Origin of the sequence: Nostoc sp. JL31 (genome assembly GCF_017114965.1) — a bacterium.
GTDB classification, from domain to species: Bacteria; Cyanobacteriota; Cyanobacteriia; order Cyanobacteriales; family Nostocaceae; genus Nostoc; species Nostoc punctiforme_A.
Window position 1 is genome coordinate 41,897 of the sequence record NZ_JABXKO010000121.1, and the last position, 24,019, is coordinate 65,915.

General features: G+C 41.7%; 24 protein-coding genes and 2 pseudogenes. 16 read left to right on the forward strand and 10 right to left on the reverse strand.

All coding sequences use genetic code 11. The annotated features are described in order from the left end of the window. The first annotated feature begins 249 nt into the window (after window positions 1–249). The 3 genes from uvrC to HWQ43_RS32450 all read left to right on the forward strand — a co-directional run bounded on the left by uvrC (window position 250) and on the right by HWQ43_RS32450 (window position 3,573). Window positions 250–2,127 carry an excinuclease ABC subunit UvrC gene (uvrC, locus tag HWQ43_RS32440; RefSeq protein WP_292741277.1) on the forward strand — a complete coding sequence of 626 codons (1,878 nt, stop codon included), beginning with the start codon at window positions 250–252 and terminating at the stop codon, window positions 2,125–2,127. Window positions 2,128–3,120: 993 nt separating this feature from the next. Beyond that, entirely contained in the window at window positions 3,121–3,300 is a 180-nt protein-coding gene (locus HWQ43_RS32445) for a replication restart DNA helicase PriA (RefSeq protein ID WP_179067652.1), read from the forward strand. A gap of 126 nt (window positions 3,301–3,426) precedes the next feature. Further along, the gene (locus HWQ43_RS32450; protein ID WP_292741280.1) at window positions 3,427–3,573 is read left to right on the forward strand and encodes a hypothetical protein; all 147 of its coding nucleotides are present in this window, start codon (window positions 3,427–3,429) and stop codon (window positions 3,571–3,573) included. 96 nt (window positions 3,574–3,669) lie between these two features. On the opposite strand, the gene HWQ43_RS32455 is transcribed toward HWQ43_RS32450, so the two are convergent. From HWQ43_RS32455 to lgt, 5 genes and pseudogenes are all read right to left on the reverse strand, one after another. Next, entirely contained in the window at window positions 3,670–4,125 is a 456-nt protein-coding gene (locus HWQ43_RS32455; RefSeq protein ID WP_292741281.1) for a hypothetical protein, read from the reverse strand. 140 nt (window positions 4,126–4,265) lie between these two features. Next, window positions 4,266–5,357: a 23S rRNA (adenine(2503)-C(2))-methyltransferase RlmN gene (gene rlmN, locus HWQ43_RS32460; RefSeq protein WP_292741283.1), complete on the reverse strand. Its 1,092-nt coding sequence runs from the start codon at window positions 5,355–5,357 to the stop codon at window positions 4,266–4,268. Window positions 5,358–5,435: 78 nt separating this feature from the next. Next, a pseudogene (locus HWQ43_RS32465) lies at window positions 5,436–5,793 on the reverse strand (phenylpyruvate tautomerase MIF-related protein). Window positions 5,794–5,917: 124 nt separating this feature from the next. Further along, window positions 5,918–6,742 carry a precorrin-4 C(11)-methyltransferase gene (gene cobM, locus HWQ43_RS32470; protein ID WP_292741285.1) on the reverse strand — a complete coding sequence of 275 codons (825 nt, stop codon included), beginning with the start codon at window positions 6,740–6,742 and terminating at the stop codon, window positions 5,918–5,920. A 164-nt stretch (window positions 6,743–6,906) separates the two neighbouring features. Beyond that, complete coding sequence (gene lgt / locus HWQ43_RS32475) at window positions 6,907–7,800, reverse strand: prolipoprotein diacylglyceryl transferase (RefSeq protein WP_292741287.1); 894 nt, start codon at window positions 7,798–7,800, stop codon at window positions 6,907–6,909. Window positions 7,801–8,095: 295 nt separating this feature from the next. Here lgt and coaD point away from each other — a divergent pair, with 295 nt between their 5' ends. The 3 genes from coaD to HWQ43_RS32490 all read left to right on the forward strand — a co-directional run bounded on the left by coaD (window position 8,096) and on the right by HWQ43_RS32490 (window position 9,797). Further along, window positions 8,096–8,647, forward strand: a complete 552-nt coding sequence (gene coaD, locus HWQ43_RS32480; RefSeq protein WP_292741289.1) for a pantetheine-phosphate adenylyltransferase — start codon at window positions 8,096–8,098, stop codon at window positions 8,645–8,647. Then, window positions 8,557–9,225, forward strand: a complete 669-nt coding sequence (locus HWQ43_RS32485; protein WP_292741291.1) for a DivIVA domain-containing protein — start codon at window positions 8,557–8,559, stop codon at window positions 9,223–9,225. Before coaD ends, HWQ43_RS32485 begins: the two co-directional genes overlap by 91 nt. A gap of 263 nt (window positions 9,226–9,488) precedes the next feature. Beyond that, entirely contained in the window at window positions 9,489–9,797 is a 309-nt protein-coding gene (locus tag HWQ43_RS32490; protein WP_292741293.1) for a Ycf66 family protein, read from the forward strand. A 212-nt stretch (window positions 9,798–10,009) separates the two neighbouring features. Here the strand turns inward: HWQ43_RS32490 and HWQ43_RS32495 are convergent, their stop codons facing one another. From HWQ43_RS32495 to cysS, 3 genes are all read right to left on the reverse strand, one after another. Continuing rightward, window positions 10,010–11,356, reverse strand: coding sequence for a TldD/PmbA family protein (locus HWQ43_RS32495; RefSeq protein ID WP_292741294.1), 1,347 nt, complete (start codon window positions 11,354–11,356; stop codon window positions 10,010–10,012). Between the two features lie 226 nt (window positions 11,357–11,582). Then, window positions 11,583–13,034 (reverse strand): TldD/PmbA family protein, encoded by a 1,452-nt coding sequence (locus tag HWQ43_RS32500; RefSeq protein ID WP_292741296.1) that lies wholly within the window; start codon window positions 13,032–13,034, stop codon window positions 11,583–11,585. Window positions 13,035–13,176: 142 nt separating this feature from the next. Continuing rightward, window positions 13,177–14,622, reverse strand: coding sequence for a cysteine--tRNA ligase (gene cysS, locus HWQ43_RS32505; RefSeq protein ID WP_292741298.1), 1,446 nt, complete (start codon window positions 14,620–14,622; stop codon window positions 13,177–13,179). Between the two features lie 263 nt (window positions 14,623–14,885). Here cysS and HWQ43_RS32510 point away from each other — a divergent pair, with 263 nt between their 5' ends. The 6 genes from HWQ43_RS32510 (at window position 14,886) to HWQ43_RS32535 (ending at window position 19,560) form a co-directional block, all read left to right on the forward strand. Next, window positions 14,886–16,004 (forward strand): GTP-binding protein, encoded by a 1,119-nt coding sequence (locus tag HWQ43_RS32510; protein ID WP_292741300.1) that lies wholly within the window; start codon window positions 14,886–14,888, stop codon window positions 16,002–16,004. 162 nt (window positions 16,005–16,166) lie between these two features. Next, window positions 16,167–16,619, forward strand: a complete 453-nt coding sequence (gene dtd, locus HWQ43_RS32515; protein WP_292741302.1) for a D-aminoacyl-tRNA deacylase — start codon at window positions 16,167–16,169, stop codon at window positions 16,617–16,619. Between the two features lie 103 nt (window positions 16,620–16,722). Further along, window positions 16,723–17,064 (forward strand): photosystem II reaction center protein Psb28, encoded by a 342-nt coding sequence (psb28, locus tag HWQ43_RS32520; protein WP_194042354.1) that lies wholly within the window; start codon window positions 16,723–16,725, stop codon window positions 17,062–17,064. 91 nt (window positions 17,065–17,155) lie between these two features. Further along, entirely contained in the window at window positions 17,156–17,662 is a 507-nt protein-coding gene (locus HWQ43_RS32525) for a MogA/MoaB family molybdenum cofactor biosynthesis protein (protein ID WP_292741323.1), read from the forward strand. A 142-nt stretch (window positions 17,663–17,804) separates the two neighbouring features. After that, window positions 17,805–18,641, forward strand: a complete 837-nt coding sequence (locus HWQ43_RS32530; RefSeq protein WP_292741304.1) for a PAS domain-containing protein — start codon at window positions 17,805–17,807, stop codon at window positions 18,639–18,641. Between the two features lie 52 nt (window positions 18,642–18,693). After that, window positions 18,694–19,560 carry a sensor domain-containing diguanylate cyclase gene (locus HWQ43_RS32535; RefSeq protein WP_366932940.1) on the forward strand — a complete coding sequence of 289 codons (867 nt, stop codon included), beginning with the start codon at window positions 18,694–18,696 and terminating at the stop codon, window positions 19,558–19,560. A 340-nt stretch (window positions 19,561–19,900) separates the two neighbouring features. On the opposite strand, the gene mraY is transcribed toward HWQ43_RS32535, so the two are convergent. Beyond that, a complete protein-coding gene (gene mraY, locus HWQ43_RS32540; RefSeq protein ID WP_292741308.1) occupies window positions 19,901–20,992 on the reverse strand; it encodes a phospho-N-acetylmuramoyl-pentapeptide-transferase in 1,092 nt (363 codons plus the stop codon). Between the two features lie 79 nt (window positions 20,993–21,071). Continuing rightward, the gene (locus tag HWQ43_RS32545; RefSeq protein ID WP_292741310.1) at window positions 21,072–21,311 is read right to left on the reverse strand and encodes a DUF3134 domain-containing protein; all 240 of its coding nucleotides are present in this window, start codon (window positions 21,309–21,311) and stop codon (window positions 21,072–21,074) included. A gap of 244 nt (window positions 21,312–21,555) precedes the next feature. Between HWQ43_RS32545 and HWQ43_RS32550 the strand changes: the two genes are divergently transcribed. From HWQ43_RS32550 to ndhO, 4 genes and pseudogenes are all read left to right on the forward strand, one after another. Beyond that, entirely contained in the window at window positions 21,556–22,140 is a 585-nt protein-coding gene (locus HWQ43_RS32550) for a PAP/fibrillin family protein (RefSeq protein WP_292741312.1), read from the forward strand. 291 nt (window positions 22,141–22,431) lie between these two features. Then, entirely contained in the window at window positions 22,432–22,647 is a 216-nt protein-coding gene (locus HWQ43_RS32555; protein WP_109011287.1) for a photosystem I reaction center subunit IV, read from the forward strand. A 251-nt stretch (window positions 22,648–22,898) separates the two neighbouring features. Continuing rightward, window positions 22,899–23,753, forward strand: coding sequence for a DNA-formamidopyrimidine glycosylase (locus HWQ43_RS32560; protein ID WP_292741315.1), 855 nt, complete (start codon window positions 22,899–22,901; stop codon window positions 23,751–23,753). 72 nt (window positions 23,754–23,825) lie between these two features. Further along, a pseudogene (ndhO, locus tag HWQ43_RS32565) lies at window positions 23,826–23,891 on the forward strand (NAD(P)H-quinone oxidoreductase subunit O); the annotation flags it as partial. Between the last annotated feature and the right edge of the window lie 128 nt (window positions 23,892–24,019).

Here is a 24,019-nt window from a genome sequence, read left to right on the forward strand (position 1 = left end):
CCAACCTACACAGTTTAAGATTTTTGGCACTAACCCAAGCGTATTGAATTATATATTCAAAAAGCAAAGTTTTTATTATGACAGTAGGAGCCAATGACTAAGTGACAGAGAAACAAACTCTCGTCTGCCATTTGTTGTGGTATGTGTCACTCATGACGGCTACTTTATATTTACTTGATAAATAATTTGTTAAATCGGCACGAAAAAACAATTTTTCTTAAAATAGAGAAAGATTACCTAATTTTGGTTGTGACAATATCTACTCAAATATTACCACTGGTTAAAGAGCCAGAACGACTAGAAAACCGTCTAGCCGAAATTCCACCGGAACCGGGGGTTTATTTCATGCGGGACAGGAGCGATCGCATTATATATATAGGTAAATCACGTAAGTTGCGATCGCGTGTCCGTTCCTATTTCCGGGATGGCTACAACAAGAGTGAACGTATCGCCACGATGGTCAAGTTGGTGACAGAAATTGAATTCATTGTCACTGATACTGAAGCCGAAGCTTTAGCGCTAGAAGCCAATTTGATCAAGCAGCACCAACCGTACTTTAACGTGTTGCTCAAAGATGATAAAAAATATCCCTATCTCTGCATTACTTGGTCAGAAGATTATCCGCGAATTTTTATTACCCGTAAGCGGCAATTCGGCAAAGAAAAGGATAAATTTTACGGGCCTTATACTGATGCTGGTTTATTGCGAGAAATTGTCCACATCTGCAAGCGCATTTTTCCACAGCAACAACGACCTCAACCACTGTTTAAAGACCGCCCTTGCTTGAATTTTGATTTAGGGCGTTGTCCTGGTGTGTGTCAACAGATGATTTCACCAGAAGAATATCGCAAAATTGTCCAAAAAATAGCGATGGTTTTTCAAGGTCGAACCCAAGAACTGATTGATATTTTGACCCAACAGATGAATGCAGCCGCTGAGAACTTAAATTTTGAGTCAGCGGCGCGGATTCGAGATCAAATTTCTGGCTTAAAGTCACTGACAGCCGACCAAAAAGTTTCCTTACCAGATGATACAGTTTCACGGGATGCGATCGCACTGGCAGCTGATGAACAACACGCCTGCATTCAACTATTCCAGATTCGCGCTGGACAATTGGTAGGACGTTTAGCCTTTGTAGCGGATGCTCACGCAGAACCAGGAGCTATTTTACAACGAGCTTTAGAGGAACATTACCAAACTGCTGACTCGGTGGAAATACCCTTAGAAATCTTGGTACAGCATGATTTACCAGATGCGGAGATATTGGCGGATGTCTTAACTCAACGCAAAGGCAAAAAAGTCACAATTTTGACTCCTTTACGCCAAACTAAGGCAGAATTAATTGAGATGGTAGAGCGAAATGCTCAGTATGAATTGCAAAGAATGCAGAAATTTGGCGATCGCAATCACCAAGCAATGCAAGATTTAGCTACCATTCTCGATTTACCAGATGTACCCCACCGCATCGAAGGTTATGACATTTCCCATATTCAAGGGTCAAATGCAGTAGCTTCGCAAGTCGTGTTTATCGACGGATTACCCGCAAAGCAGCACTATCGACACTACAAAATTAAAAATCCCACGGTGACAGCAGGACATTCAGATGATTTTGCTAGTCTTGCTGAAGTCATCCAGCGACGGTTCCGCAAGTATGCAGAAGATCAGCAATTAAAGCGTCTGGGTAATCCTGACTGGCCTGATTTAATCATGATCGATGGTGGTAAAGGTCAGTTGTCATCGGTTATCGCCGTTTTGCAAGAGATGAATTTATTAGAAGAGTTGCGAGTTGTGAGTTTAGCAAAGCAGCGAGAAGAGATTTTTTTACCGGGAGAATCTAAACCCTTAACAACTGATGCAGAACAACCAGGAGTACAGTTATTGCGGCGGCTACGGGATGAAGCACATCGGTTTGCTGTGAGTTTCCATCGTCAACAGCGCAGTGATAAATTGAAGCGATCGCGTTTAGATGAAATTCCTGGCTTAGGACATCATCGACAAAAGCAGCTACTAGGGCATTTTCGCTCAGTTGATTATATTCGGCAAGCAACAACCACACAACTCGCTGAAGTCGCAGGAATTGGGCCGCGTTTGGCTCAAGAAATTTACGATTATTTTCATCCTGTTTGAAGTCACAACTCCCATTTTCATCTTGAACTTGGGATTGGGAACTACTACCGCAAGGCGGAATTAAAAATTAAAAATGAATACAGCGTAAGCGTTTCATTGATTTGGAATGGTGAGGCAGTCCGGTCTTCTCCCAAAGGGAGAGGCTAGCGCCAAGGGGGTTCCCCCCATGAGGAACTGCCGTTAGCGAGCCTGCGTTCGCTTTTAGCGTCTCGTAGAGAGCGTCACCCGTTAGCGCAGCGTTAGCGAGTCATCGAGCGTCAGGGGTGGTTTATTTACGCCATGTTGTACTAGGGACTGAGTAATGGTAAGGTAGTGAGCCTTTATAGCGGTTCTCGTTTACGTGAGGTACACGCGTAAACGAGAATTGCTATGAGCTAAAACTTTAGTACGTACAACCGGATATATTCCCATAACTTCTCTCCAAGATGTCAAAAACAGACTAGTTATCAAAAGGATGCTGTACTAAGATTCAGGTTTAATTACTAGCATTGCAGAGAACTTTTAGCGGCTCCCGAAGCTTCGACCACAGGAAGCCCCTTCTCATGAAGTTTGCTAATTTTAATTAAATTATCTTACCAGAATTTAATCTTATAAATCCTGTCAGCAAATATTAACTAAATCTTAAGATAGAGATTTGGTTACTAAATATACAGTAATTTATGTGATTTAATTTTTGAATACAAGAACGGCTTTTTTGTATTCGTCTAAAATGACTGTAAACAAGCCTCTCTCAAGCCATTAATCATAGGGATCAGTAAATCTCTAAACAGCATTTAATTAAAAAATAATTTATGTATCTAAAGTAGGAGGGTAAAATCACTTAAATTCTAGAATAATAGATAAAGATATCGGAAAGTTATCAAACCTGAAATTTTGTTTAAAATAATCAGCCAATATTACAGCAGTTTGTTAATTTGGGTCGAACCAGATTTTTTTCCTGGTTTAACTAGTAGCTTTACCAAATAAAAAATAATTACAACCAGGGGTTTTAAAATGCAGACAGTACAAAAGATTTACTGCCCAAATTGTGGTAGTCATGCGGAGCGTTATTATATTTCTGATAGTCAATTAACTCGAACACAATGCCCAAGTTGTGACTATTTGATGATTAGTTGCACTCGCACTGGTAAAGTAATTGAAGCGTATGCCCCTGGCATTCATGCACACCGCTAGCTAATAAGAAAAAATTAAAAATTGGAGAAGATTTTCTCTAATTTTTAATAAAAAAGTTTTTTATCAAAAGAGAATTCAGGAGTTAGAATTCTGTGTGAATTGGAGTCTGACTGGCGCGCAGCGGTAGTGAGTCAGCGTACCACTACCATTACAGGTAAGCAAGCTACGCGCATCGTCTTGTCAAGAACTTCTGAAGAAGCGTGTTTAATAAATACGCTAAGTCGTCCTTTACACGTCTCTGAAAAAGAAGATTTAGCGGTTTGTTTACATTAGTGGCAAGTCAGTAGCTTGCTTTTTGCAGGATATTCCCCACTTTCTTATTCAGAATTCTGGATTCTGAATTCTTCTTCAACAGAAATTCTGAACACTTCACAGGTTTTCTTTCTGCTGTCTGAGTTCTTGCTGTCGTATCTGTTCTTGTAATCTAAATTGTTGCTGTTGTCTAATTTGTTGATCTTGTCTGAGTTGTTGATCTTGTATTCTCAATTGTTGCTGTCGTGTAAATTGTTGCTGTTGTAGTCTTGTTTCTTGCTCTTGTAGTCTAAATTGTTGCTGGCGTATTAGTTCTTGCCGTTGTCGTGTAAATTCTTGCTGTTGTTGTAGTTGTTGTTGTTGAAGGTTTTGGCGTAGCCATGTTTCCCTCAATTGCTCTTGTGTTTGCTGAGTTCGTTCCTCTTGTTGTTGTCTCATTCTTTCTTGAAAGGACTCAGGTTGTGGAGAAATCGGTCGAATTATTTGTCCATAAGCAGGAGAATTTATCGGCAAAGCTTCTGCAACAACAATCACTAGGGGCAATAGTTTAAGCGTCAATGATCGATTCAACATAAGTTATTTGTTATCGGTTGGGTTGAGCGATCGCTTAACCTTAATATAACAATTTCTACAGATGCCTTGCCGCACTAATTGCGACTAATGTCAAGATATCTGTGAGATTAAAGTAATTAAATTTACTGGCTACAACAGATTTAATTCTTACTTGCTCTTAGTTGTCCGCAAGCAGCATCAGCTTCTAAACCACGAGAATAACGGACACTAACAGCAGTATTTTGTTGCTTGAGAACGTTCACAAAAGCTTGAATGCGATCGCGGTTGGGGCGTTTGTAGTCTACTTCTTGGATGGGATTGTAGGGAATCAAATTCACATGACTTTGAAATCCTCGCATACATTTTGAAAGTTCTAATGCGTGTTCTGGTAAATCGTTAACACCAGCAAGGAGAACATATTCAAAAGTAACGCGGCGGCCGGTGATTTCTACATATTCCCGACATTCAGCCAGTAAATCTTCGAGAGGATAGGCGCGGGCGCTGGGGATGAGTTTTTCTCGTAGTGCTTGATTGGGTGCATGGAGACTCACAGCCAGAGTGATTTGCAAATTATTTTGTGCGAACTGACGGATGTGATCGCGAATACCCACTGTAGAAACAGTAAGCGATCGCTGTCCAATACCAACATCTTGATTTAGAGATTTCAATGCTGCTAGGACATTCTCAGTATTCAACAACGGTTCACCTAGTCCCATAAATACGACATTGCTAACCCGTTGCCGAAAATCTTCTTGCACAGTCAACACCTGATCGACAATTTCGTGCCGTGCTAGGTTGCGTTTGTAGCCTCCCTTACCAGTAGCGCAGAAATCACACGCCATTGGGCAACCCACCTGAGTAGAGACGCAAACTGTCAAACGGGCTTTTGGGCCTTCTCCCCTTTCTGCAAAGGTGGGGATGCCTACAGTTTCAATAATTTGCCCGTCTGTTAATCGTAAAAGATATTTGACCGTACCATCGGGAGCCTCAGAGCGGTAATGTAAAATCGAGCGCCCAATAGGGATTTCTGCTAATTCTGCACGCCATTGTTTGGGGAAGACAGAAATATCAGCTAGCGATCGCACCCCCTTATCGTAGATCCATTCATGCAGTTGCCTTCCTCTGTAAGCAGGTTGTCCCTGTTGCTGCACCCAAGTGCTTAACTCCGCCAGAGAAGCACCTAGAAGGGGAGGGATTAATTCTGATTTTTCTGAGTTGAAGTCAACCTGAGATACAAGAGGCGTAGCAGACATAAAAAATCACGAGTTGATGTTGGATCTCTATCCTACACCTGCCAGATCGAGTTAGTCTTGACCAAAGAAGACGAGAAATTAACCAAAAGTTGTGCCGTTCCAGCCCCACATTGCCTCCTTAGCGTCTGCAAACTCAATGTAAATACGATTGATTTTTCGGCACGCCTAGAGTTTGGTTAATCTGCTGGCAAAAGTCTTGACTCATTGCTACGGTTTGATCTGGCTTCATCCTGCCAATGCTCTTAATTTCAATGTAGCAAACTGGGTCTGTATTCCCTGCAAAAGTCATAGGAATTCCCGGTTCAAAAGCAGTCATTACATAGGATTCTGGTTTGCCCAAATGTTTCGCTAACTTGGCTGAGAGATTTAAAAGCATTGACTCAATTTCAGCTTTTTGAGGAGCAGATGCAGAAGTTTGCACTTTAATTAAAGGCATAGTACCGAAATCAGAATTTTGGATTTTATTACATTGTTAAGTTTATCGAAATGTAGAGGTACAGAGTACAAAGATTAGCGAGGTGGGGAGATAAGGATAATAAGCAATGCCCAATGCCCAATATTTAGTTATGAGATGAGCGAAATAGATGACTATGTTCGGGATGATATAAACGCGATCGCCCTGTTGTTGTCGAGAGTGCTGGACTGATTATATACAGTGTGGTGCGAATTAGTTTTTCTTGATGAGTGCAGTCTGCCATTTGATTCAGGGGAACAACCCTGATTTTTTCATCAGGCCATCCAATGCGAAAGCAAATCGCAATCAGGGTTTCGGGTGGGTAATGTTCGAGTAATTTAGCTTGGGCATTTTCGACGTGACGCGCACTTAAATATAGGCAGAGGCTAGCCTGATGTGCCGCAAGAGTGGCTAATTCTTCAGTTGTGGGGACTTCTGTACGTCCACTGATGCGTGTCAAAATAATTGTTTGGACTAAACCAGGAACAGTTAGTTCTATTTTGAGTTTGGCAGCAGCGGCTTGAAAGGCGCTGATACCTGGTATGACTTCAAAAGGAATATCTGCCTCTGCGAGGAGGTGCATTTGCTCGTGGATGGCGCTGTAGAGACTAGGATCGCCAGAATGGAGACGGACTACAGATTTGTGTTGCGATCGCACTCTATCAATCATAATCGCCAAAATTTCTTCTAAAGTCTGATTCGCAGTTCTAATTATCTCGGCATCTTTTCGGCAAAGTTCTAAAATTTGTTCGGGTACTAAAGAATCAGCAAATAAAATTACATCAGCAGCAACCAGTAATTTTTGCGCCTTCACCGTTAATAAATCAGGATCTCCAGGGCCAGCTCCGACAATATACACAGATGGTTCTACAGCATATAGTGTTTTTTTATAGCTTAGGCTTTCTGTATATTCACTCTTAGAAGAACACACGGCAATCCCTCAAAAAAATTTTTTGGCAAATTCTTCAGTATCTTTCCGGATTTACCCTCTTTCCCTAGTAGAGAGTAATGGTAGATGCACCCTGGTTAAGCCCTAGAGAATACTCTGGGGCATTTTTTATTTTTTAGTCATTGGGAATTGAGCATAGAGCATAGTTATTCTCCTTGTTCTCCTCGTCCCCCCCGCTCCCCATTTCCCTTAAGAGTAGGAACTACATCGGGTAAAGGGCGTTTGAGTAAGTAAAGCCAAGCTAATCCAACTAATCCTAATAAAATTCCTAGACTACTAACTACTTGTGCCATCCGTAATGGCCCCAACATCAAGCTATCAGTGCGAAAGCCTTCAATCCACAAGCGTCCTAAGCTGTAGGCTGGCCAGTAAATTAGGAACAGTGTGCCTACCTTCAGGCGTGGCTTACCGGATAAAGACCGCAAAAACAACGTTATTAGTAGCGTAAACACCATTAAATCCCATAGAGATTCGTAGAGGAAGGTGGGATGAAAGTAATCGAAATTAACATAGTCTAAAGGACGATGGTCTGCTGGAATATAGAGTTTCCAGGGTAAATTAGTAGGATCGCCAAAAGCTTCAGAATTAAAGAAATTGCCCCAACGTCCGATCGCTTGCCCTAAAATCAGCGAAGGTGCTACTAAATCTGCCAATTGCCAGAAAGAAACCTGCTTGATTTTGGCAAAGATTAACGCAGCCACAACGCCACCAAGAATCGCTCCATGAATGGCAATACCTCCTTCCCAGATCGCAAAAATTTTTCCTGGAGTTGGGGCATATTTTGACCACTCAAAAAAAACGTAATATAGTCGTGCGCCAGGAATTGCTCCAATCAACAGCCAAAAGAACAAATCGCCTAGCAACTCAGGATTAACGTTACGGCGCTTTGCCAAATTCTGGGAAAGGATGACGCCAATTAACACTGCTGTGGCAATTAACAAGCCATACCAACGAATACTTAGTGGCCCTATTTTCACCAGAATCGGTCCTGGAGAAGTAAATTGAAACGCCAAGGGCAAAGTGGGAAAATCCAGTGCCATGAAAAATTACCTAGAAAAGTTCGTTAGCTACCCGCGCACTTTGCTAAGTACGGGGTTTATTGTGTCTTGAATACTGTAACTACACTTGAATCTTCCACAACATTGTGGGGACGTAGGTAAAAATCCAGTATTCATATTTAGGAGTCTAGTTCCTAACGCCTAGTTGAGCATAACTTGTGCCACTAAAACAATTGAGTTTAGCATCCTTACCGAGAGCGCAAGATGGTAGATTTGAGTAAGTTACACAAAACCGTTTCGATATAATCACCTAAACAACTTTGATATATTTAAAATTGTGATTGCTATTTATCCTGGTAGCTTCGACCCCATTACCTTGGGACACCTCGATCTTATCCAGCGCGGTAGTCGGCTGTTTGAGCGGGTGATTGTCGCTGTACTACGGAATCCTAACAAAATGCCACTTTTTAGTGTGGAGCAACGGCTAGATCAGATCCGTCTTTCTGCACAACATCTACCTAATGTAGAAGTAGACAGCTTTGATGGTCTTACCGTCAATTATGCTCAAATGCGACAAGCACAAGTTTTGATCCGGGGTTTACGAGCTGTGTCAGATTTTGAAGTGGAACTGCAAATGGCTCACACCAATAAAACTCTTTCTACCCAAATAGAAACAGTTTTTCTCGCAACCTCAAATGAGTATAGTTTTTTAAGTAGTAGTGTGGTAAAAGAGATTGCAAGGTTTGGTGGCTCTATCGATCATCTCGTTCCCCCACACATTGCCCTAGATATATACCAATGCTACAATCAGAAATCTCCAATGTTGAACCCAATCTCAACGGAAGCAATCCCCCCCCTCAAAAGTATCTCGGTGGAGAGGGAAGCATAGATATTCAGCAGGAACTCAACCGCCTAGAGGAAATGGTTCTCTCTAGTCTCAGAATTCCGCTAACGGGACGCACACTCATTGATGAAGAAAAGCTGCTAGATCAGCTTGATTACATCCGACTGGCTTTACCATCACTTTTTCAAGAAGCAGCAGCAGTTCTCGACCAAAAGAACGAAATTCTGCTGGAAGCGGAAGAGTATGGACAGCAGGTTGTTGAGGCTGCACAAGCCAAAAGAGCGCAAATTTTAGCTGAAAGCGATATTATTCACCAGGCGGAACAAGAAGCTGAACAACTGCGGCGACAAGTGCAACAAGAGTGTGAGGGAATAATGCAAGAAACCCTCGCCGAGATTGACCGCAAGCGGTATGCTTGTCAGCAAGAGTTAGAGCTGATGCGACAAACTGCGATCGCTCAAGCTCAAGAAATTGAAGATGGTGCTGATGCTTATGCCGATGGCATTTTGGGAAATATCGAGCAGGATCTCAAAGATATGTTGCGAATTATCACCAACGGACGGCAACAATTGCAGATTGATAACCTCACCCAGCGCAATTCACCTCCAGGTAAGAAAAAATAGAGGTTCTAACGAGAGATGAGGAAAAATTGCCGGTTGGGTTTCGCTATTGCTTAACCCAACAATTTTCATGAAGGAGTAATTTTAGGGAATCTACCTAGTACAGCAAGGCGGAATTAAAAATTAAAAATTAAAAATGAATATAGCATAAGGGTTTCGTTGATTTGGAATGATTGGTTTATTTCCGCCGTTTTGTACTAGTAATAAATTTAAAATTTTAGCTTGTAATTAAGCAGGATTTTTAATAAATGCTTACTTTCGCTCAAGTGAATTTTGGATTAAATATAGCTGGTTTAATTGGAATTATTTATTTGCTTTGGGCAATTATTTACTTGATTTTAACAGTAGCTTGGCTATCCCAACGTGGAACCAGGCTTAGAGGTTGGGCTTTAGCCCTTTACATTACTCAACTTATATTTACGCCAATTATAATGTTGTTAACTGGAGCAATCTTGTATTATCAAGGTTGGCGCTTAGATCCAGTTCTTCAATTTGAGCAATTTTTATTATTGCTATTAATTCTTTACCTGAGCGTCAAAGATATTGTAATTAATGCAGTTTACAGAGATAGATGATTTTATAATTTTTTGTAGAGACGTGAACTTAGAGTGGGCTTCGCTAATGCGTCTCTAGCAAAAATAGAGTATTTTTACACAATATAGCAGTCCTAAATCATTCGTGAAAATTATATCTCTCTTTCTTCTTTCTTTCCTTTGCGTCCTTCGCGTCCTTGGCGGTTCGTTTCCTAATCTATATTTTTCACAACTCAATTAGGATTGCTATATGACTACAAAGTATATGTAAAATCTTCCACTAGCATACCGGGAACTAAACTACCTCCAAGTTGGCGACTATCATAAGTACCTACTTCGGGAATGAATTCTTGAAAATTAGTCAAATCTACTAAGTTTTCTCCCCAAAAGCGGTACAGACTTTCATCAAAACGTAGGTTTTCAATGGGTGCGATAATTTCTCCATTTTCTACCCAAAAACAAGCATAGCGGGTCATACCTGTGATTCTACCAGTGTGGCGATCGCTCCAATTCAAGTAATGCAAATTTGATACATATAATCCTGTATCTAAACTTGGAAGAATCTGCTCAAATACTAAATTTCCCGGACTCACTTCTGGCGCTCGTAAAGTCTCTGAACCATTAGCGCCGTTGGCAATCTTTTGATATTCCTTAGCAGTCCGAGAATTCACCAGAGTATTTACCAAATATCCTTTATCTATTACAAGTAACTCCGGTGCTGCCATTTCTCCCAATTCATTAAATCGCGGCACTAATCCCCGTTGAAAATTTTCTTTTAAACTAAATCTTAAAGAAAGTTGTTTTTCTTGACGCGATAAAGCAGCTAAAGCACTGTTTCCTTGTTGGATATCAGCTTCGCTTATTGCTCCCCAAGAAAGCATCAATAATAAATCTGCAACAGCAGCAGGTGCAAAATAAGTTTTGTACTGTCCACGTGGCAGTTCTTTAGTTGGGTGAGCAAGCAATTGTAGTTGTTTTTTAGCTTCGCTAATTTTGGCTATATATTTAGATTCATTCCAATCACTCCCGGCAAACGTCCCTTTAACTGCTTGTCCAGATGGGGAAAATAGAGAATAATCTAAGGTAAAAGAATCAGTAGCGAACCAGTGCTTTTGACCGCTAGAATCACCATAAGCTTTAATTACTACTCCTCCTGCATATATTCCTGTAAAATCCAATTCAGCAACTAGTTCTAGCACAGTTGAAACTACTGCCTCAGCCGCCAATAAATTTCCAGAATGTATTTCTCGACTGATATTATTTCCTGATGGCAAAACTAGATATGGATCGACGGGTAGTAGAATAAGTTCGTCACGTAGTTCTTGCAAAGCAGTATATGCTAATTGCCAGTCTACCTCCCAATTCCCAGTAAAGGGAAACTGCCGAACACTATTGCGCTGATTTTGCATCAAAGTCAGTTCTATCCAACCATCAGCAACACAACCAGTTTGCCGCACTTTCGCATGATTAAAACGAGTAAATTGACTTATTTCACTACTAAGTCTCACAGTGAATTGTTCATCTTCTGCTTTTTTGATAAGCAAATTTTCAATCAGTCGATTAAAACTGACTTCTAATGCAGATAATTCCTCAATTTTCATGGATATTAAATATTAATAGGGAATAGAGAGAGGGAGAAAGTTAGGAGTTAGGAGTTAAAAGAATTTTTATAAGTAGCTAGGCGTAAACAAATTAAAGTTTGTAGTAAGGACTTTAGTCCTGATAATCCTTTTTGAGCGATGAATCGCTCACTACAAGCTAGAATTTTATTTGATGTTTAATTATACCTACCTACTTAATTCAAAACTCCTAACTACCAACTCCTAACTATTGTATTTTTGAAGTTCCTCCACCAAAAACTTCGACATTAGCAAATATACAGACAGGTGAACCGTGTCCTACCCAAATGGCCTGATTTGGTTCTCCTTTGCCACAATAAGGAGTACCATACATTTGCCAGTTTGTGGCATCTCCGACTTTAATTAAACTATGCCAAAACTCTGGTGTTGTGGCGCGATAGTTGGGATTACGGAGGGTTTTGGTAAGTTTACCGTTTTCAATTAATTTAGCGTACTCACAACCAAATTGGAATTTGTAGCGGCGATCGTCAATTGACCAAGAACGGTTAGATTCCATGTAAACACCGTGTTTTATCCCGCCAATAATGTCTTCAAAAGTGCCGTTTAAAGGCTCTAAATTCAAGTTACCCATGCGATCGATCGCTGGCCGATTCCATGAGGAAGCACGGGCACAGGCAACTCCTGCTACACCTGCTCTGGCTTGACTCTCTAGACTGCCTAAACCCCTTTGCAGTACACCTTCTTTAACCAAATATTCCTTTGTTGCTACAGCACCGGTATCATCAAAGCCATAACTGGCAAATTCACCAGGCACAGTAGGATCAAAGGTAATATTCATCAACGGCGAACCATATACTAGGTTGCCAAAATCGCTTTTATTAACGAAACTGCCGCCAGCATAGTTACGCTCATCTCCCAAAATTCGGTCAATTTCTAGGGGATGCCCGACACTTTCATGGATTTGCAGCATCATTTGATCTGGGGCTAAAACTAAATTGGTACGGGTGGTTGGGCATTCTTCTGCTGTCAATAGTTCTATTGCTTGTTCGCCTATTTGCCGCACCCGATGCCATAAATCTTCTTGTTTTAATAGTTCGAGTCCGCCTTGGTAACAGTTTGCTTGGGAGCCGTTGTTGCTGCGCTGCTGTACAACTGCTCCATCTTGGGCAGTGGCTCCGTAATTGGTGCTTATAGATAGTATTTTTTGATAGACTTCTGAGCCGTTGCTGCTAACAAACCAAGATTCTCTCTCGATTGTGCTGGCACTAGCTATGGTTTGCACAATTTTGTCGTCAACTTTGAGCGTTTGGCAAATACGAACCAGTAAGTCGTTGATTTCTCCTGGACTCAGAGCATCCAATGGCTCCAGAAATGGAGATTTATATTCACCAACAACTTTAGGACGCTCACTTTCACCGAAGGGATGTATCCACCATTCACTGGCTGCTAGTGCTTGTTTATAGGCTGTTTGAGCCGCGGTTTGCAGGGAAGACAGTTCTAGAGAGTTAGTAGCTGCATAACCCAGACAACCATTGACCAAAACTTCCAGCATGGCTCCAACAGTGAAGGATTTGCCGTTAACTTGAGGTAAGGCATCACGGACTAAACGGGTAGTAGAAGTCTCCTTTACGGCTCTAATACCAATCCAATCAGCGGGAATATCGAAACTAGCGATCGCTTTTCTAAGTTCAGACCACATAATTTAGGGGAATAAGGAATGGCGAATGGGGAATGGGGCATTGGGCATAAGAGGCAGAGGTGCGGAGGGGCAGAGGGGCAAAGGGGAAAAACATTACTGCAATTTCTCCCCTGCTCCCCTGCTTTCCCATTCCCCGCTCTCCTTAATTCCGATGCCAGCGCGTGCCATCACGACTATCAATTAGCGTAATACCTTGTGCTTGAAGTTCGTCACGAATGCGATCGCTTTCGGCAAAATTCTTGCCTTTACGTGCTTCTTGCCTTTGCTGAATTTTCGCTTCAATTTCCGCATCGCTTAAACCATTAATTGTTTGAGTTTCAGCTTCTATCTCGGCTTCTAAACCCAAAACTCCAGCTAATGTGACGAGAGTTTGCCATTGACGCTGTAACTCATCAGGGGAAGTTTCGGTTTTCCCTTCATGCACAATAATATTTCCCTCACGGCGCAGTTCTTTGGCTAATTCAAACAGCACTGTTAACCCACCAGGAAAATTAAAGTCGTTATTTACGGTTTCTTGAAAGCGTTCAACAGTTTCAGCGGGTAGTGAAGCAGTTCCCACTCCCCAGCCTAGTTTTTTGCCGTATTGATAGCCAAACAATAACCCTTCTTTAATGGTGTGCCAGCCATTGGTTGCTGCGGCGATCGCTTCATCAGTAAAATCAATTGGTGTGCGATATTGAGCAGTCAGTACGAACAACCGCACTGCCATCGGGTCAACTCCTCGATCCAGTAAGTCTCGAATAGTGGTAAAATTACCCAAAGATTTGGACATTTTTTCACCATCTACCTTCACCATGCCGTTATGTAACCAGTAACGCGCTAGGGGTTTTCCTGTCACAGCCTCAGATTGGGCAATTTCGTTTTCGTGGTGGGGAAAAATTAAGTCAGCACCACCAGCATGAATATCGATGGTATCACCCAAGCGATCGCGTACCATTGCCGAGCATTCTATATGCCACCCCGGACGACCTGCGCCCCAAGGTGATTCCCAAGCGGGTTCTCCCGGTTTTGCTGCCTTCCACAAAGCAAAATCAAAGGGGTCTTTCTTTTTCTGATACTCTGGATCTTCGATGTTGACGCGATCGCTTTTACCCGCTTGCATATCTTCTAACCTGCGTCCCGATAGCTTGCCATACTCAGCAAACTGCCGGACTGCATAATACACATCACCGTCAGCAGGGTAAGCAAAACCTTTATTTTCCAACTCATGAATTAACCGCTGAATGCCATTCATCGTGTGGGTAGCGCGGGGATATTCATCAGCTTCTTTGATTCCCAGCCGCGCCATATCCTCAAAATATGCTTTGATAAAGCGATCGGCTACGGCTTCCATCGAAGAATGTTCAAGACAAGCTCGATTGAGAATCTTGTCATCAATATCAGTAAAATTTTGGATATATCGGACTTCATAGCCGATAAACTGGAGATATCGGCGGATTACATCCCAAACAATGCAAGCTCTCGCATGACCCAAATGGCAGTAGTCGTATACCGTCACCCCGCAGTAATACATCTTAACCTTGCCTGGTTCGACTGTTTCAAACGGTTCTTGACGACGGGTGAGGGTATTGTAAAGTGTTAGGGTCATAACAGAGTAATGCTGAAATAAGAAGATACGTAATAATAGGGTAAAGCAGCTGGGATGACAGTCCAGCATCCCTATGCTAGTACGTCACGGCGGAAATCAACATACTATTGGACAAAATCTCGAAAGCTTAGAAATCAAGGGTTTTTGACTTTTGACACTTCGACTTCGCTCAGTGTTAACTTTTGACTTCCGCCTTGCGATGCTAGTGTTTTCTGGACTATCTGCGCTACATTACTATTTTTTGATTATTTGATAACAGCGCTATGCAATCAGCAGTTACATCCGAATCTTCGGCAATGGATACGCCCAAACAAGGAATGCCAGTAACAATTATTACGGGTTTCCTCGGTAGTGGCAAGACGACTTTACTCAATCATATCCTCAACAACCAACAGGGTTTGAAAACCGCTGTTCTCGTGAATGAATTTGGTGAAATTGGCATCGACAACGAGCTAATTGTTTCCACTGGTGAGAACATGGTGGAGCTAAATAATGGTTGTATCTGCTGCACTATTAATAATGATTTAGTAGATGCAGTTTACAAAGTTTTAGAACGCCAAGAAAATCTAGATTATCTAGTAGTGGAAACAACCGGATTGGCAGATCCGCTACCAGTAGCTTTAACATTTCTGGGCACAGAATTGCGGGATTTAACCCGCTTGGATTCGATTATTACTGTGGTAGATGCGGCCAATTACAGCCTAGATTTATTTAACTCGGAAGCAGCATACAGCCAGATTGCTTATGGTGATGTAATTGTGCTGAACAAGGCTGATTTGGTTGATGAAGCCACTTTGAACGAGTTAGAAAGAAAAATTAACGAAGTCAAGGAAGGAGCAAGAATTATTCGCGCTACGCGATCGCAAGTCCCACTTCCTTTAATTTTGAGTGTTGGTCTGTTTGAGTCGGATAAATATTTTGACACAGTGGTGGATGAACACGACCATCACGATCATGAACATCACGATCATCATGATGATCATGACCACTCAACATGCGGTCACGACCATCACGATCATGACCACGATCACCACGATCATCACCACCATTCTGACCATTTAGAAAATGATGGTTTTACTTCCATCTCTTTCCAAAGTGACAAGCCTTTTTCTATTAGGAAGTTTCAGTATTTCTTAGATAATCAGCTACCCTCAAACATCTTTCGAGCCAAGGGGATTATGTGGTTTGATGAAAGTCCGAAGCGTCATATTTTCCACCTTTGTGGCAAACGCTTCACCTTGGATGATGATGAATGGCAAGGTCAATTGAAAAACCAACTAGTGCTGATTGGTCAAAATTTGGATCGTGAGGCTTTAATTAGTCAACTCGAAAAATGCATTTGTCTACCTTCAACCTCTCGCGGTAAAGGGTTTGGCAAATAAAAGTTAGGAGTTAGGAGTTAAGAGTTTAATACTCGTTCCCAGGTTCCACCTGGGAATGCATTCTCAATGGCTCCGCCATCAATTTTGAGCAATGGAAAATGGTTGTTTTTAGTTTTTATATATTGCTCTAAAATCAAAACGTTGATAAATGTTCTGATTAAAATGCGCGTTGTTATCCAGCGAGTCAAATCATCTCAAGTTACAGTTAATGATGAAATTATCAGCAAAATTGGGCGGGGGCTAAATCTGCTCGTAGGTATAGCCAATACCGATACTGATGCTGAAATCGACTGGATGGTGCGTAAATGCTTAGAATTGCGGCTGTTTCCTGACCAAGAAGGAAACGATCGCTGGCAAAAATCTATACAAGAAATTGGCGGCGATTTGTTAGTAGTCAGTCAGTTTACACTTTATGGTGACTGTCGCAAAGGTCGCCGTCCTTCTTTTGACCGTTCAGCGGCTCCCCAATCGGCAGAAGATTTGTATAATCGTTTTGTTATCAAGTTAAGAGCTAGCGGGTTGCAAGTGGAAACAGGTAAATTTGGTGCAATGATGCAAGTTATCATCGAAAACGATGGCCCCGTAACTTTGTTACTTGAAAAAGAAGCGATTTAAGTATATACACTAAAAACTGAATCACAGTAGCCTATAGACCGTGGTGTTCTAATTGATGAGAGAATATTAAATTAACCATCACCAAAGTTTAAATTCATTCATCATGGCGAAAATCCAGTTTTCTAGAGGTCTTGACGAAGAGGTAACTCCAGATGTGCGCTTAACGCGATCGCGCACTGGGGATAGTGGTACAGCGACCTTTATTTTTACGAATCCGAAAATTTTAGATCAAGGTACTACCGAAGATATTACCGGAATGTACTTGATTGACGAAGAAGGCGAGATAATTACCCGTGAAGTTAAAGCTAAATTTATTAACGGGAAACCGGAAGAATTAGAAGCACTTTATGTAATGAAATCTGCCCAAGAATGGGAGCGCTTTATGCGCTTCATGGAGCGGTATGCTGAAGAAAACGATCTGGGACTGAGCAAAAATGAGGCATAGGGCATAGGGCATCGGGCATCGGGCATCGGTAACTGTCAATGCGCCATTTACCATGCCCAATTATCCATTATTAAAAGTTCATGAGTGACATATAATGCCACAACCCCATCCAGACTCGCCTGGAGTTTTAGTAACTTGTGCTGTAGTTACTGTCAGCGATACGCGCACTTTGGAAACAGACAAAAGTGGCCAGCTAATTCAGCAGTTACTCCTTGGTGCTAACCATGCTGTAGGAGCTTACACGATTATCAAAGATGAACCAATAGAAATTCAAGGGCAGATAGAAAATCTAGGTAAAAGCGCAAATTTGGATGCTGTAATTTTCAATGGTGGTACAGGTATTGCACCACGAGATACCACCTACGATGCCATTGAGAAGTTACTGGAGAAAACCTTGCCGGGATTTGGTGAGTTATTTCGTTTTTTAAGTTATCAAGAAATTGGTTCGCGGGCGATCGCTTCTCGCGCTGTTGCTGGTGTTTATCAAAATAAATTAATCTTTTCGCTTCCTGGTTCTAGTAATGCTGTGCGACTGGCAATGGAAAAACTCATTTTGCCCGAACTCACTCACTTGGTAAGTCAGGTTTCTAAGAGGTGAAATGAGCAGCAGTTCACATAGTTACCATGATAATTTTTGTAAAACTAAGGCATGAGGCACTGAAATCATCCTTTCTATCGTTACATATTAAGGCTACCTAGAATTATAGTCAAACGGATGAAATATTAATATCGGGTCAGTAATGGAACCTATTTACTGGAACTGCATAATTGCTCACAGCATCACTGCATTTTCATACTTTGGTATCCCCATAGTAATAGGGATTTTCTTTGCCAAAACTAAGGCAACTATCCCTTCTAAGTTTTGGCTAGCCTTTTTCTTATCAGGTGGATTTGTACTATTTTGCGGATTTCATCACTTTTTGGCGATTTTTGAGCCATATATGGCAGTGTCCCTGCTGCATTTAGCTGTACTTGATGTAATGGCGTTTATTTCCTTATCTGCCTTACTCTACCTAACGCCAACCTCTTATCAAATTGTAAAAGCGATCGCCAAATCTCAAGAAGATACCCTCGAACTGCAACGCAGCCAGCAGATACAAAGGCTATTTTTAGATCAGGGACCATTTGCAGCATATATCAAAGATGAGCAATCTAGAGTGCTTTACTACAACCAGGAAATACAGTCTAGATTTTCGGTAGATTCACAAGAATGGTTGGGGAAAACCGATAGTGAATTCTTGCCAGATTCAGAAGAGGGACAACGGGTAATGGAAAACGATCAAGTCGTTTTGAAGACTCTACGCCCCTTGAAGCTGATTGAAGAGGTAAAAATACCTGATAATGATCAGCCGTGCTACTGGCTATCGTTTAAGTTTCCGTTTAGCGATTATGCAACGGGCGCTTGCCGCATCGGTGGGATTAGTATCGATATTACAGAATCCATAGAAGCACAGCGATCGCTCACTGACCTAACTAAATCGGCAGCTAGAAGAAAAAACACTAGAATTAGAGGCAAAAAAACGAGAACTTATATATCTCTCAGATATGACGGATATGCTTTATTCCTGCGAGTCTAAAGATGAAGTATATCAAGTAGTTGCTTTAACTTGTTCTAAGCTATTTCCTAATATGAGTGGTTGTGTCTGTATAATTTCTAATTCCAAGAATTATGTTCAGATTAATAGTATTTGGGGAGGTGAAAGAAGCAGTAAAGAAATATTTTCACTATCTGATTGTTGGGCATTGCGAAGAGGAAAATTAAACATTTTCTCGCCTCGGAATTCAGGACTAATGTGCGGTCACTTAATACAGCCAGTTAGCGGTACACATTTGTGTGTTCCACTGGTTGGACAAGGCGAAGTAGTTGGAATTTTACACATATATGCACTTGAAGAAATCAGTCCAGAAGATCAACAAACTACTGAAATTATTGCTAGAACATTAGGCATTGCACTGAATAATTTATCGATAAAACAACGTCTAACCCATGATAGCCTGCGGGATGGGATGACCCAACTATTCAATCAAAACTATATGCAAAGCATAACGGAACAAAGGCTAGCAGAAGCTGAACGATCGGGACAACCTCTTAGTATTATTTTTCTTGATATCGATAACTTCAAGTCTTACAACTCGCGTTATGGACATGTGACTGCAAACATTGTTCTCCAGGGGTTAGCAAAGTTACTTTTAAAATCTATTCGCTCCTTTGACATTGCTTGCAGATGGGGTGGTGAAGAATTTGTGATTGTGATGCCTAATATGACACTGGAAACGCTCAGGAAGCGAGTAGAACAATTAAGGCTAGATGTTGAACAAATGCAATTGAGAGACGGCGATCAGATCCTCCAAAGCATCACCGCTTCTTTTGGAATAGCTGTATCAGAACCAGGAATTACGGTTAAGGATTTTCTGAATCGAGCTAATCAAGCGATGCTTGAGGCAAAGAGAACAGGGAAGAATCGAGTTAGGGAATATGTAAATACCTATAATTGAAGAAGAATAAAGAATTCAGAACACCGCAAGCGGTCAAACAATTTTAGATTTTAGATTTTAGATTGACCGAAAACGAAAAGGATACAGAGCAACTAAATTTATTTATGGGGATCATTAATTTTGAATTTTGAATTTTGAATTCGGAGCGTTCGCCCTTGGCGTCTCGAAGAGAAGCGACGTGACTCCATACCTTTCCTTTGTGCTTCAGTTGGCATAGAAATCAGAAACTTATAAATTTATCCTATAAAAAAACAACTCCCTGAAGATGTGGGAGTTGTTTTTTATATTCAAGCAGTTTTTAAAACATTCAGAATGGAGCGATGCCTGCGGCGGGCTGCGCCTACGCTAAACAGATGGTAGCCAAAATAGCAGCGATTATATAAAACACTCCAACCACTTGCAATTCTGACCAGCCAGTAAGTTCCAAATGATGGTGTAAGGGTGCCATTTTGAAGAGACGTTTACCTTTGCCATCGGGGCCCTTCGTGGCTTTGTAATAACTTACCTGTGCCATCACCGAAAGGGTTTCTACGAAGAAGATACCACTGAGAATAAACAAGACTACTAAGGTGTTTGTCAATAGTGCTACAGCAGCTAAAGCTCCTCCCAGCGCAAGGGAACCAGTATCTCCCATAAAAACGCGGGCTGGGTTGCGATTATGAGCTAAGAAACCTAAGCACCCGCCACTTAAAGCAGCACAGAAAACCATCAATCCTGGTGCTGTTGGGGCGACTAAAGCACCTAATGCCAAAAGTGCGATCGCAACTGTTCCTGCTGCCAAGCCATCAATACCATCTGTTAAATTAGTCGCATTACTTTCTGCAACTAGTACAAAACCTGCTAAAGGCCAAAATAAGAATCCTAATGGTAGTGTGAAGCTCACCCAAGGCAAAGCAATATTTGTAATATTAGAAGGTTGATTAAACATCAGCCATAGACAAAACACAGCCGCAAAACTCACCTGCAAAGCTAGTTTTGTGCGGGGAGATATACCTTTATTTGATTTCCGGCGCAGAATTTGCCAATCGTCGAGCCAGCCAATCAATCCATAGCTGATTGTCAAAGCCGAAACTGCAAGCACCTCTTTAGAAAAGTTAGATAATATACAGGCAAGCAGCACAGATACAGGTATAAAAAATATACCGCCCATTGTGGGAGTGCCTGCCTTTTTGAGATGAGCTTGAGGTCCATCTTCACGAATTATTTGTCCAGTTTTAAGTGCTTGAAGTAAAGGTATTACCCAATAGCCCACCACACCTGAACCCAACGCACACAACAGTAGTGGCAGAGTTAGCGACATACTTTGCCACGGTAGCCGATTGGCCATCGAATCCAAGAAAAATGCTGTTGTACCTAGCCCTACGGCTAATAAAGAGGCTAGAGCGATTCCAGAAATATTTAATCCTTGCTCAGGAGATAATTTAGCGTCCACAGAAGTTTCCCTTCACTCCACACTTATAAAATTGAATACTAATAACTAGGGATACTACCAAGTCCCTAGCCTAAAAAGGCTAATCCTCAGCGATTCCTATATCGTCATCATCATCATCGAGGTCGTAGCCAATTCCATCATCTACACCCATTAGGGAGTCTATTCCTTCTTCGTCAGCTTGAAAATCCGGTTCGTGAACGTCACGCGCGATAATGCGACCGTTGTTTTGTAACCAGTCCAACAAAGAGGACTCTGGCTTTAGGGGGATGACATCGGCTCGTTGATTACGAGCTGCTTCACGTAATGGAGAGTTCAACATATCGAGTCAGGGCAAGAAAAGGTTTACGTAAGTTGACATTTAGAGTCTATCACTTGACACGGATTAATTTAGTTATCTTTTCAACCCTTTAGTTGATAAATCCGCATTCAGATAGAAATTTTTTTATTTAATAAGCATAAGGCTTAGTTCAAGCGATTCTTAGTAATTTTTATGGCTCTACATATATGTCATTAATATCTTGTTTATGCTGATGGAAAGTGAGTGATTTTTGAGGTTACAGGCGATGATGGGAAAAGCGGCTCTTATGGATGCGATCGCTGGTACAAATCGCGGTCTACTGGCGACCGAAGAACAGAAACAGGCTATCTTAGCAGCGATCGCGAATTTAGAAGACTTTAATCCTACACCCCGTCCGGTGGAAGCTAGTAATTTGCTAGATGGCAATTGGCGATTACTATACACCACTAGCAAGGCTCTTTTAAACTTAGATCGTTTACCTTTATGTAAACTGGGTCAAATCTATCAGTATATCCGGGTAGAGACTACCAGTGTTTACAACATAGCTGAGATTTTTGGCTTACCTTATTTAGAAGGATTAGTCAGCGTTGCTGCTAAATTTGAGCCAGTTTCAGGTCGGCGTGTCCAAGTGAAATTTGAGCGTTCTATTATCGGCTTACAACGTTTAATAGAATACAATTCTCCGGTAACTTTTATCCAACAAATTGAAGAAGGTAGAAAATTTCCCGGAATTGATGTTGCCATCAAGAGTGACAAACAGCAAGGCTGGTTAGATATCACTTATATAGATAACGACCTACGGATCGGCAGAGGTAATGAGGGAAGTGTGTTTGTCTTAACTAAAACATAAGCTTCTACAAAATAACTGTTTGCGAACGAAGGTACGCTATAACGTGTGCCTTGTCAAGTAGGGTCTAATACAGTTTTAAATTTGGGTTGGGGAGATAAGGGATAAAGAATAACTAATATTCAATGCTCACCCCATTTCCCCATTTCTCATTCCCCAGTTCCTAGTCCCCGATCCTCACTCCCCAATTCAGACAAATAACTTAACAAAGACTCTTGCTGCGACCTTGAGGTTGTAGAGTGAAATCAATTAGCCCTCTAGATTGGCGATTGATAACTAAAAGGGAAAATAATCATGGTTCAACGTGGTTCTAAAGTACGTATTCTCCGCCCTGAATCCTACTGGTTTCAGGATCTAGGAACTGTGGCTTCCATCGACCAAAGCGGCATCAAATACCCTGTAATTGTCCGCTTTGAAAAGGTCAATTACGCTGGTATCAATACCAACAACTTTGCCCAGGATGAATTAGTCGAGGTTGAAGCACCAAAGGCTAAAGCACCGAAAAAATAGCAGCAAAGCTACAAGGGGGTTGTTTGATGCGATGATGAAGGGTAGTCTTAAGTCTGAAGTATGAAGTCTGAAAATTTCAGTTCATTCATTCTTTGTCCTAGCCTACCCTAATCTAAGAGAGCCGCCCTGCGGGTATTTACGGTTTCTTTTGGGTAGTAATACGAGCTATCTACGGCTATGTAAGTTACTACCCCATCTCTTCTTCCTCGAACTCTCAAATAAATCACAATTGCCTGCTTAACTCAGCTTGAATGCCCGAACTGCCTGAAGTTGAAACAGTCCGAAGGGGTCTAAATCAATTGACCCTCAACCAAGAAATCACGGGTGGAGATGTGTTGCTCGATCGCACCATCGCCTACCCGTTTTCTGTTGGTGAGTTTGTTAATGGAATTGAAAAAAATGCGATCGCTACTTGGCATCGTCGCGGTAAATATCTCCTCGCCGAACTCTCCTCGTCTTCCGGCTGGCTAGGAGTTCATCTGCGAATGACCGGTCAACTCCTATGGCTGCATCGAGATGAACCATTACATAAGCACACGCGGGTTAGATTATTCTTTGGGGAACACCAAGAATTACGCTTTGTTGACCAGCGAACCTTCGGTAAAATATGGTGGATTCCGCCTGGTGTTGCTGTAGAAAGTATTATGACTGGTTTGGCAAAACTGGCAGCAGATCCATTTTCACCAGAATTCACTGTTGAATCTCTAGCAAACAAACTCCAAAACCGCCGCCGTCCAATTAAGACTGCGCTACTGGATCAATCGGTGGTGGCGGGATTAGGTAACATCTATGCTGATGAAGCATTATTTAAGAGTGGGATTTTACCTGAAACCTTGTGTATAGATTTGCAGCTAAAGCAAATTGAACTTTTGCGAACAGCCATAATTCAAGTGTTAGAAACCAGTATTGAGGCTGGTGGGACGACATTTAGTAATTTCTTAAATGTTAAAGGTACTAACGGCAATTATGGTGGTGTAGCCTGGGTTTATAACCGCGCTGGAGAACCCTGTCGAGTTTGTGGTACAGCAATTCAACGGATTAGGTTAGCTGGGCGATCTAGTCATTTTTGCTCCCAGTGTCAAACGTTACGGGGAGTTAAAAGTTAGGAGTTTTTACTTCTAACTCGAAACTCTTTTAAAATGCAGGTGAAAGGCGTTAGAAATTTGAGAGAGGAATTCATGGCAGTCAAAAAAGGTGATATGGTTCGCGCTGTACGCGAGAAACTAGAAAACAGTCTGGGTGCGATTCGTTGATTAGTAAAAAGCGGTATCCAGTCCGTAAATAACTAACCCAGCCCGACAGCAGATTACTGTCACTAAAGGCTGAACTCTCGGTCAGATGTAGGTGAAAGCCCTACCATTCAGACTCAGAA

Coding starts and splice junctions, on each gene's coding strand:
- HWQ43_RS32445 (WP_179067652.1), top strand. CDS start 3,121: ATGCAGACAGTACAAAAGATTTACTGCCCAAATTGTGGTAGTCATGCG.
- HWQ43_RS32455 (WP_292741281.1), bottom strand. CDS start 4,125: ATGTTGAATCGATCATTGACGCTTAAACTATTGCCCCTAGTGATTGTT.
- rlmN (WP_292741283.1), bottom strand. CDS start 5,357: ATGTCTGCTACGCCTCTTGTATCTCAGGTTGACTTCAACTCAGAAAAA.
- lgt (WP_292741287.1), bottom strand. CDS start 7,800: ATGGCACTGGATTTTCCCACTTTGCCCTTGGCGTTTCAATTTACTTCT.
- HWQ43_RS32485 (WP_292741291.1), top strand. CDS start 8,557: ATGCTACAATCAGAAATCTCCAATGTTGAACCCAATCTCAACGGAAGC.
- HWQ43_RS32495 (WP_292741294.1), bottom strand. CDS start 11,356: ATGAAAATTGAGGAATTATCTGCATTAGAAGTCAGTTTTAATCGACTG.
- HWQ43_RS32500 (WP_292741296.1), bottom strand. CDS start 13,034: ATGTGGTCTGAACTTAGAAAAGCGATCGCTAGTTTCGATATTCCCGCT.
- cysS (WP_292741298.1), bottom strand. CDS start 14,622: ATGACCCTAACACTTTACAATACCCTCACCCGTCGTCAAGAACCGTTT.
- HWQ43_RS32510 (WP_292741300.1), top strand. CDS start 14,886: ATGCAATCAGCAGTTACATCCGAATCTTCGGCAATGGATACGCCCAAA.
- dtd (WP_292741302.1), top strand. CDS start 16,167: ATGCGCGTTGTTATCCAGCGAGTCAAATCATCTCAAGTTACAGTTAAT.
- psb28 (WP_194042354.1), top strand. CDS start 16,723: ATGGCGAAAATCCAGTTTTCTAGAGGTCTTGACGAAGAGGTAACTCCA.
- HWQ43_RS32530 (WP_292741304.1), top strand. CDS start 17,805: ATGGAACCTATTTACTGGAACTGCATAATTGCTCACAGCATCACTGCA.
- HWQ43_RS32535 (WP_366932940.1), top strand. CDS start 18,694: ATGAGTGGTTGTGTCTGTATAATTTCTAATTCCAAGAATTATGTTCAG.
- HWQ43_RS32545 (WP_292741310.1), bottom strand. CDS start 21,311: ATGTTGAACTCTCCATTACGTGAAGCAGCTCGTAATCAACGAGCCGAT.
- HWQ43_RS32550 (WP_292741312.1), top strand. CDS start 21,556: ATGATGGGAAAAGCGGCTCTTATGGATGCGATCGCTGGTACAAATCGC.
- HWQ43_RS32555 (WP_109011287.1), top strand. CDS start 22,432: ATGGTTCAACGTGGTTCTAAAGTACGTATTCTCCGCCCTGAATCCTAC.
- HWQ43_RS32560 (WP_292741315.1), top strand. CDS start 22,899: ATGCCCGAACTGCCTGAAGTTGAAACAGTCCGAAGGGGTCTAAATCAA.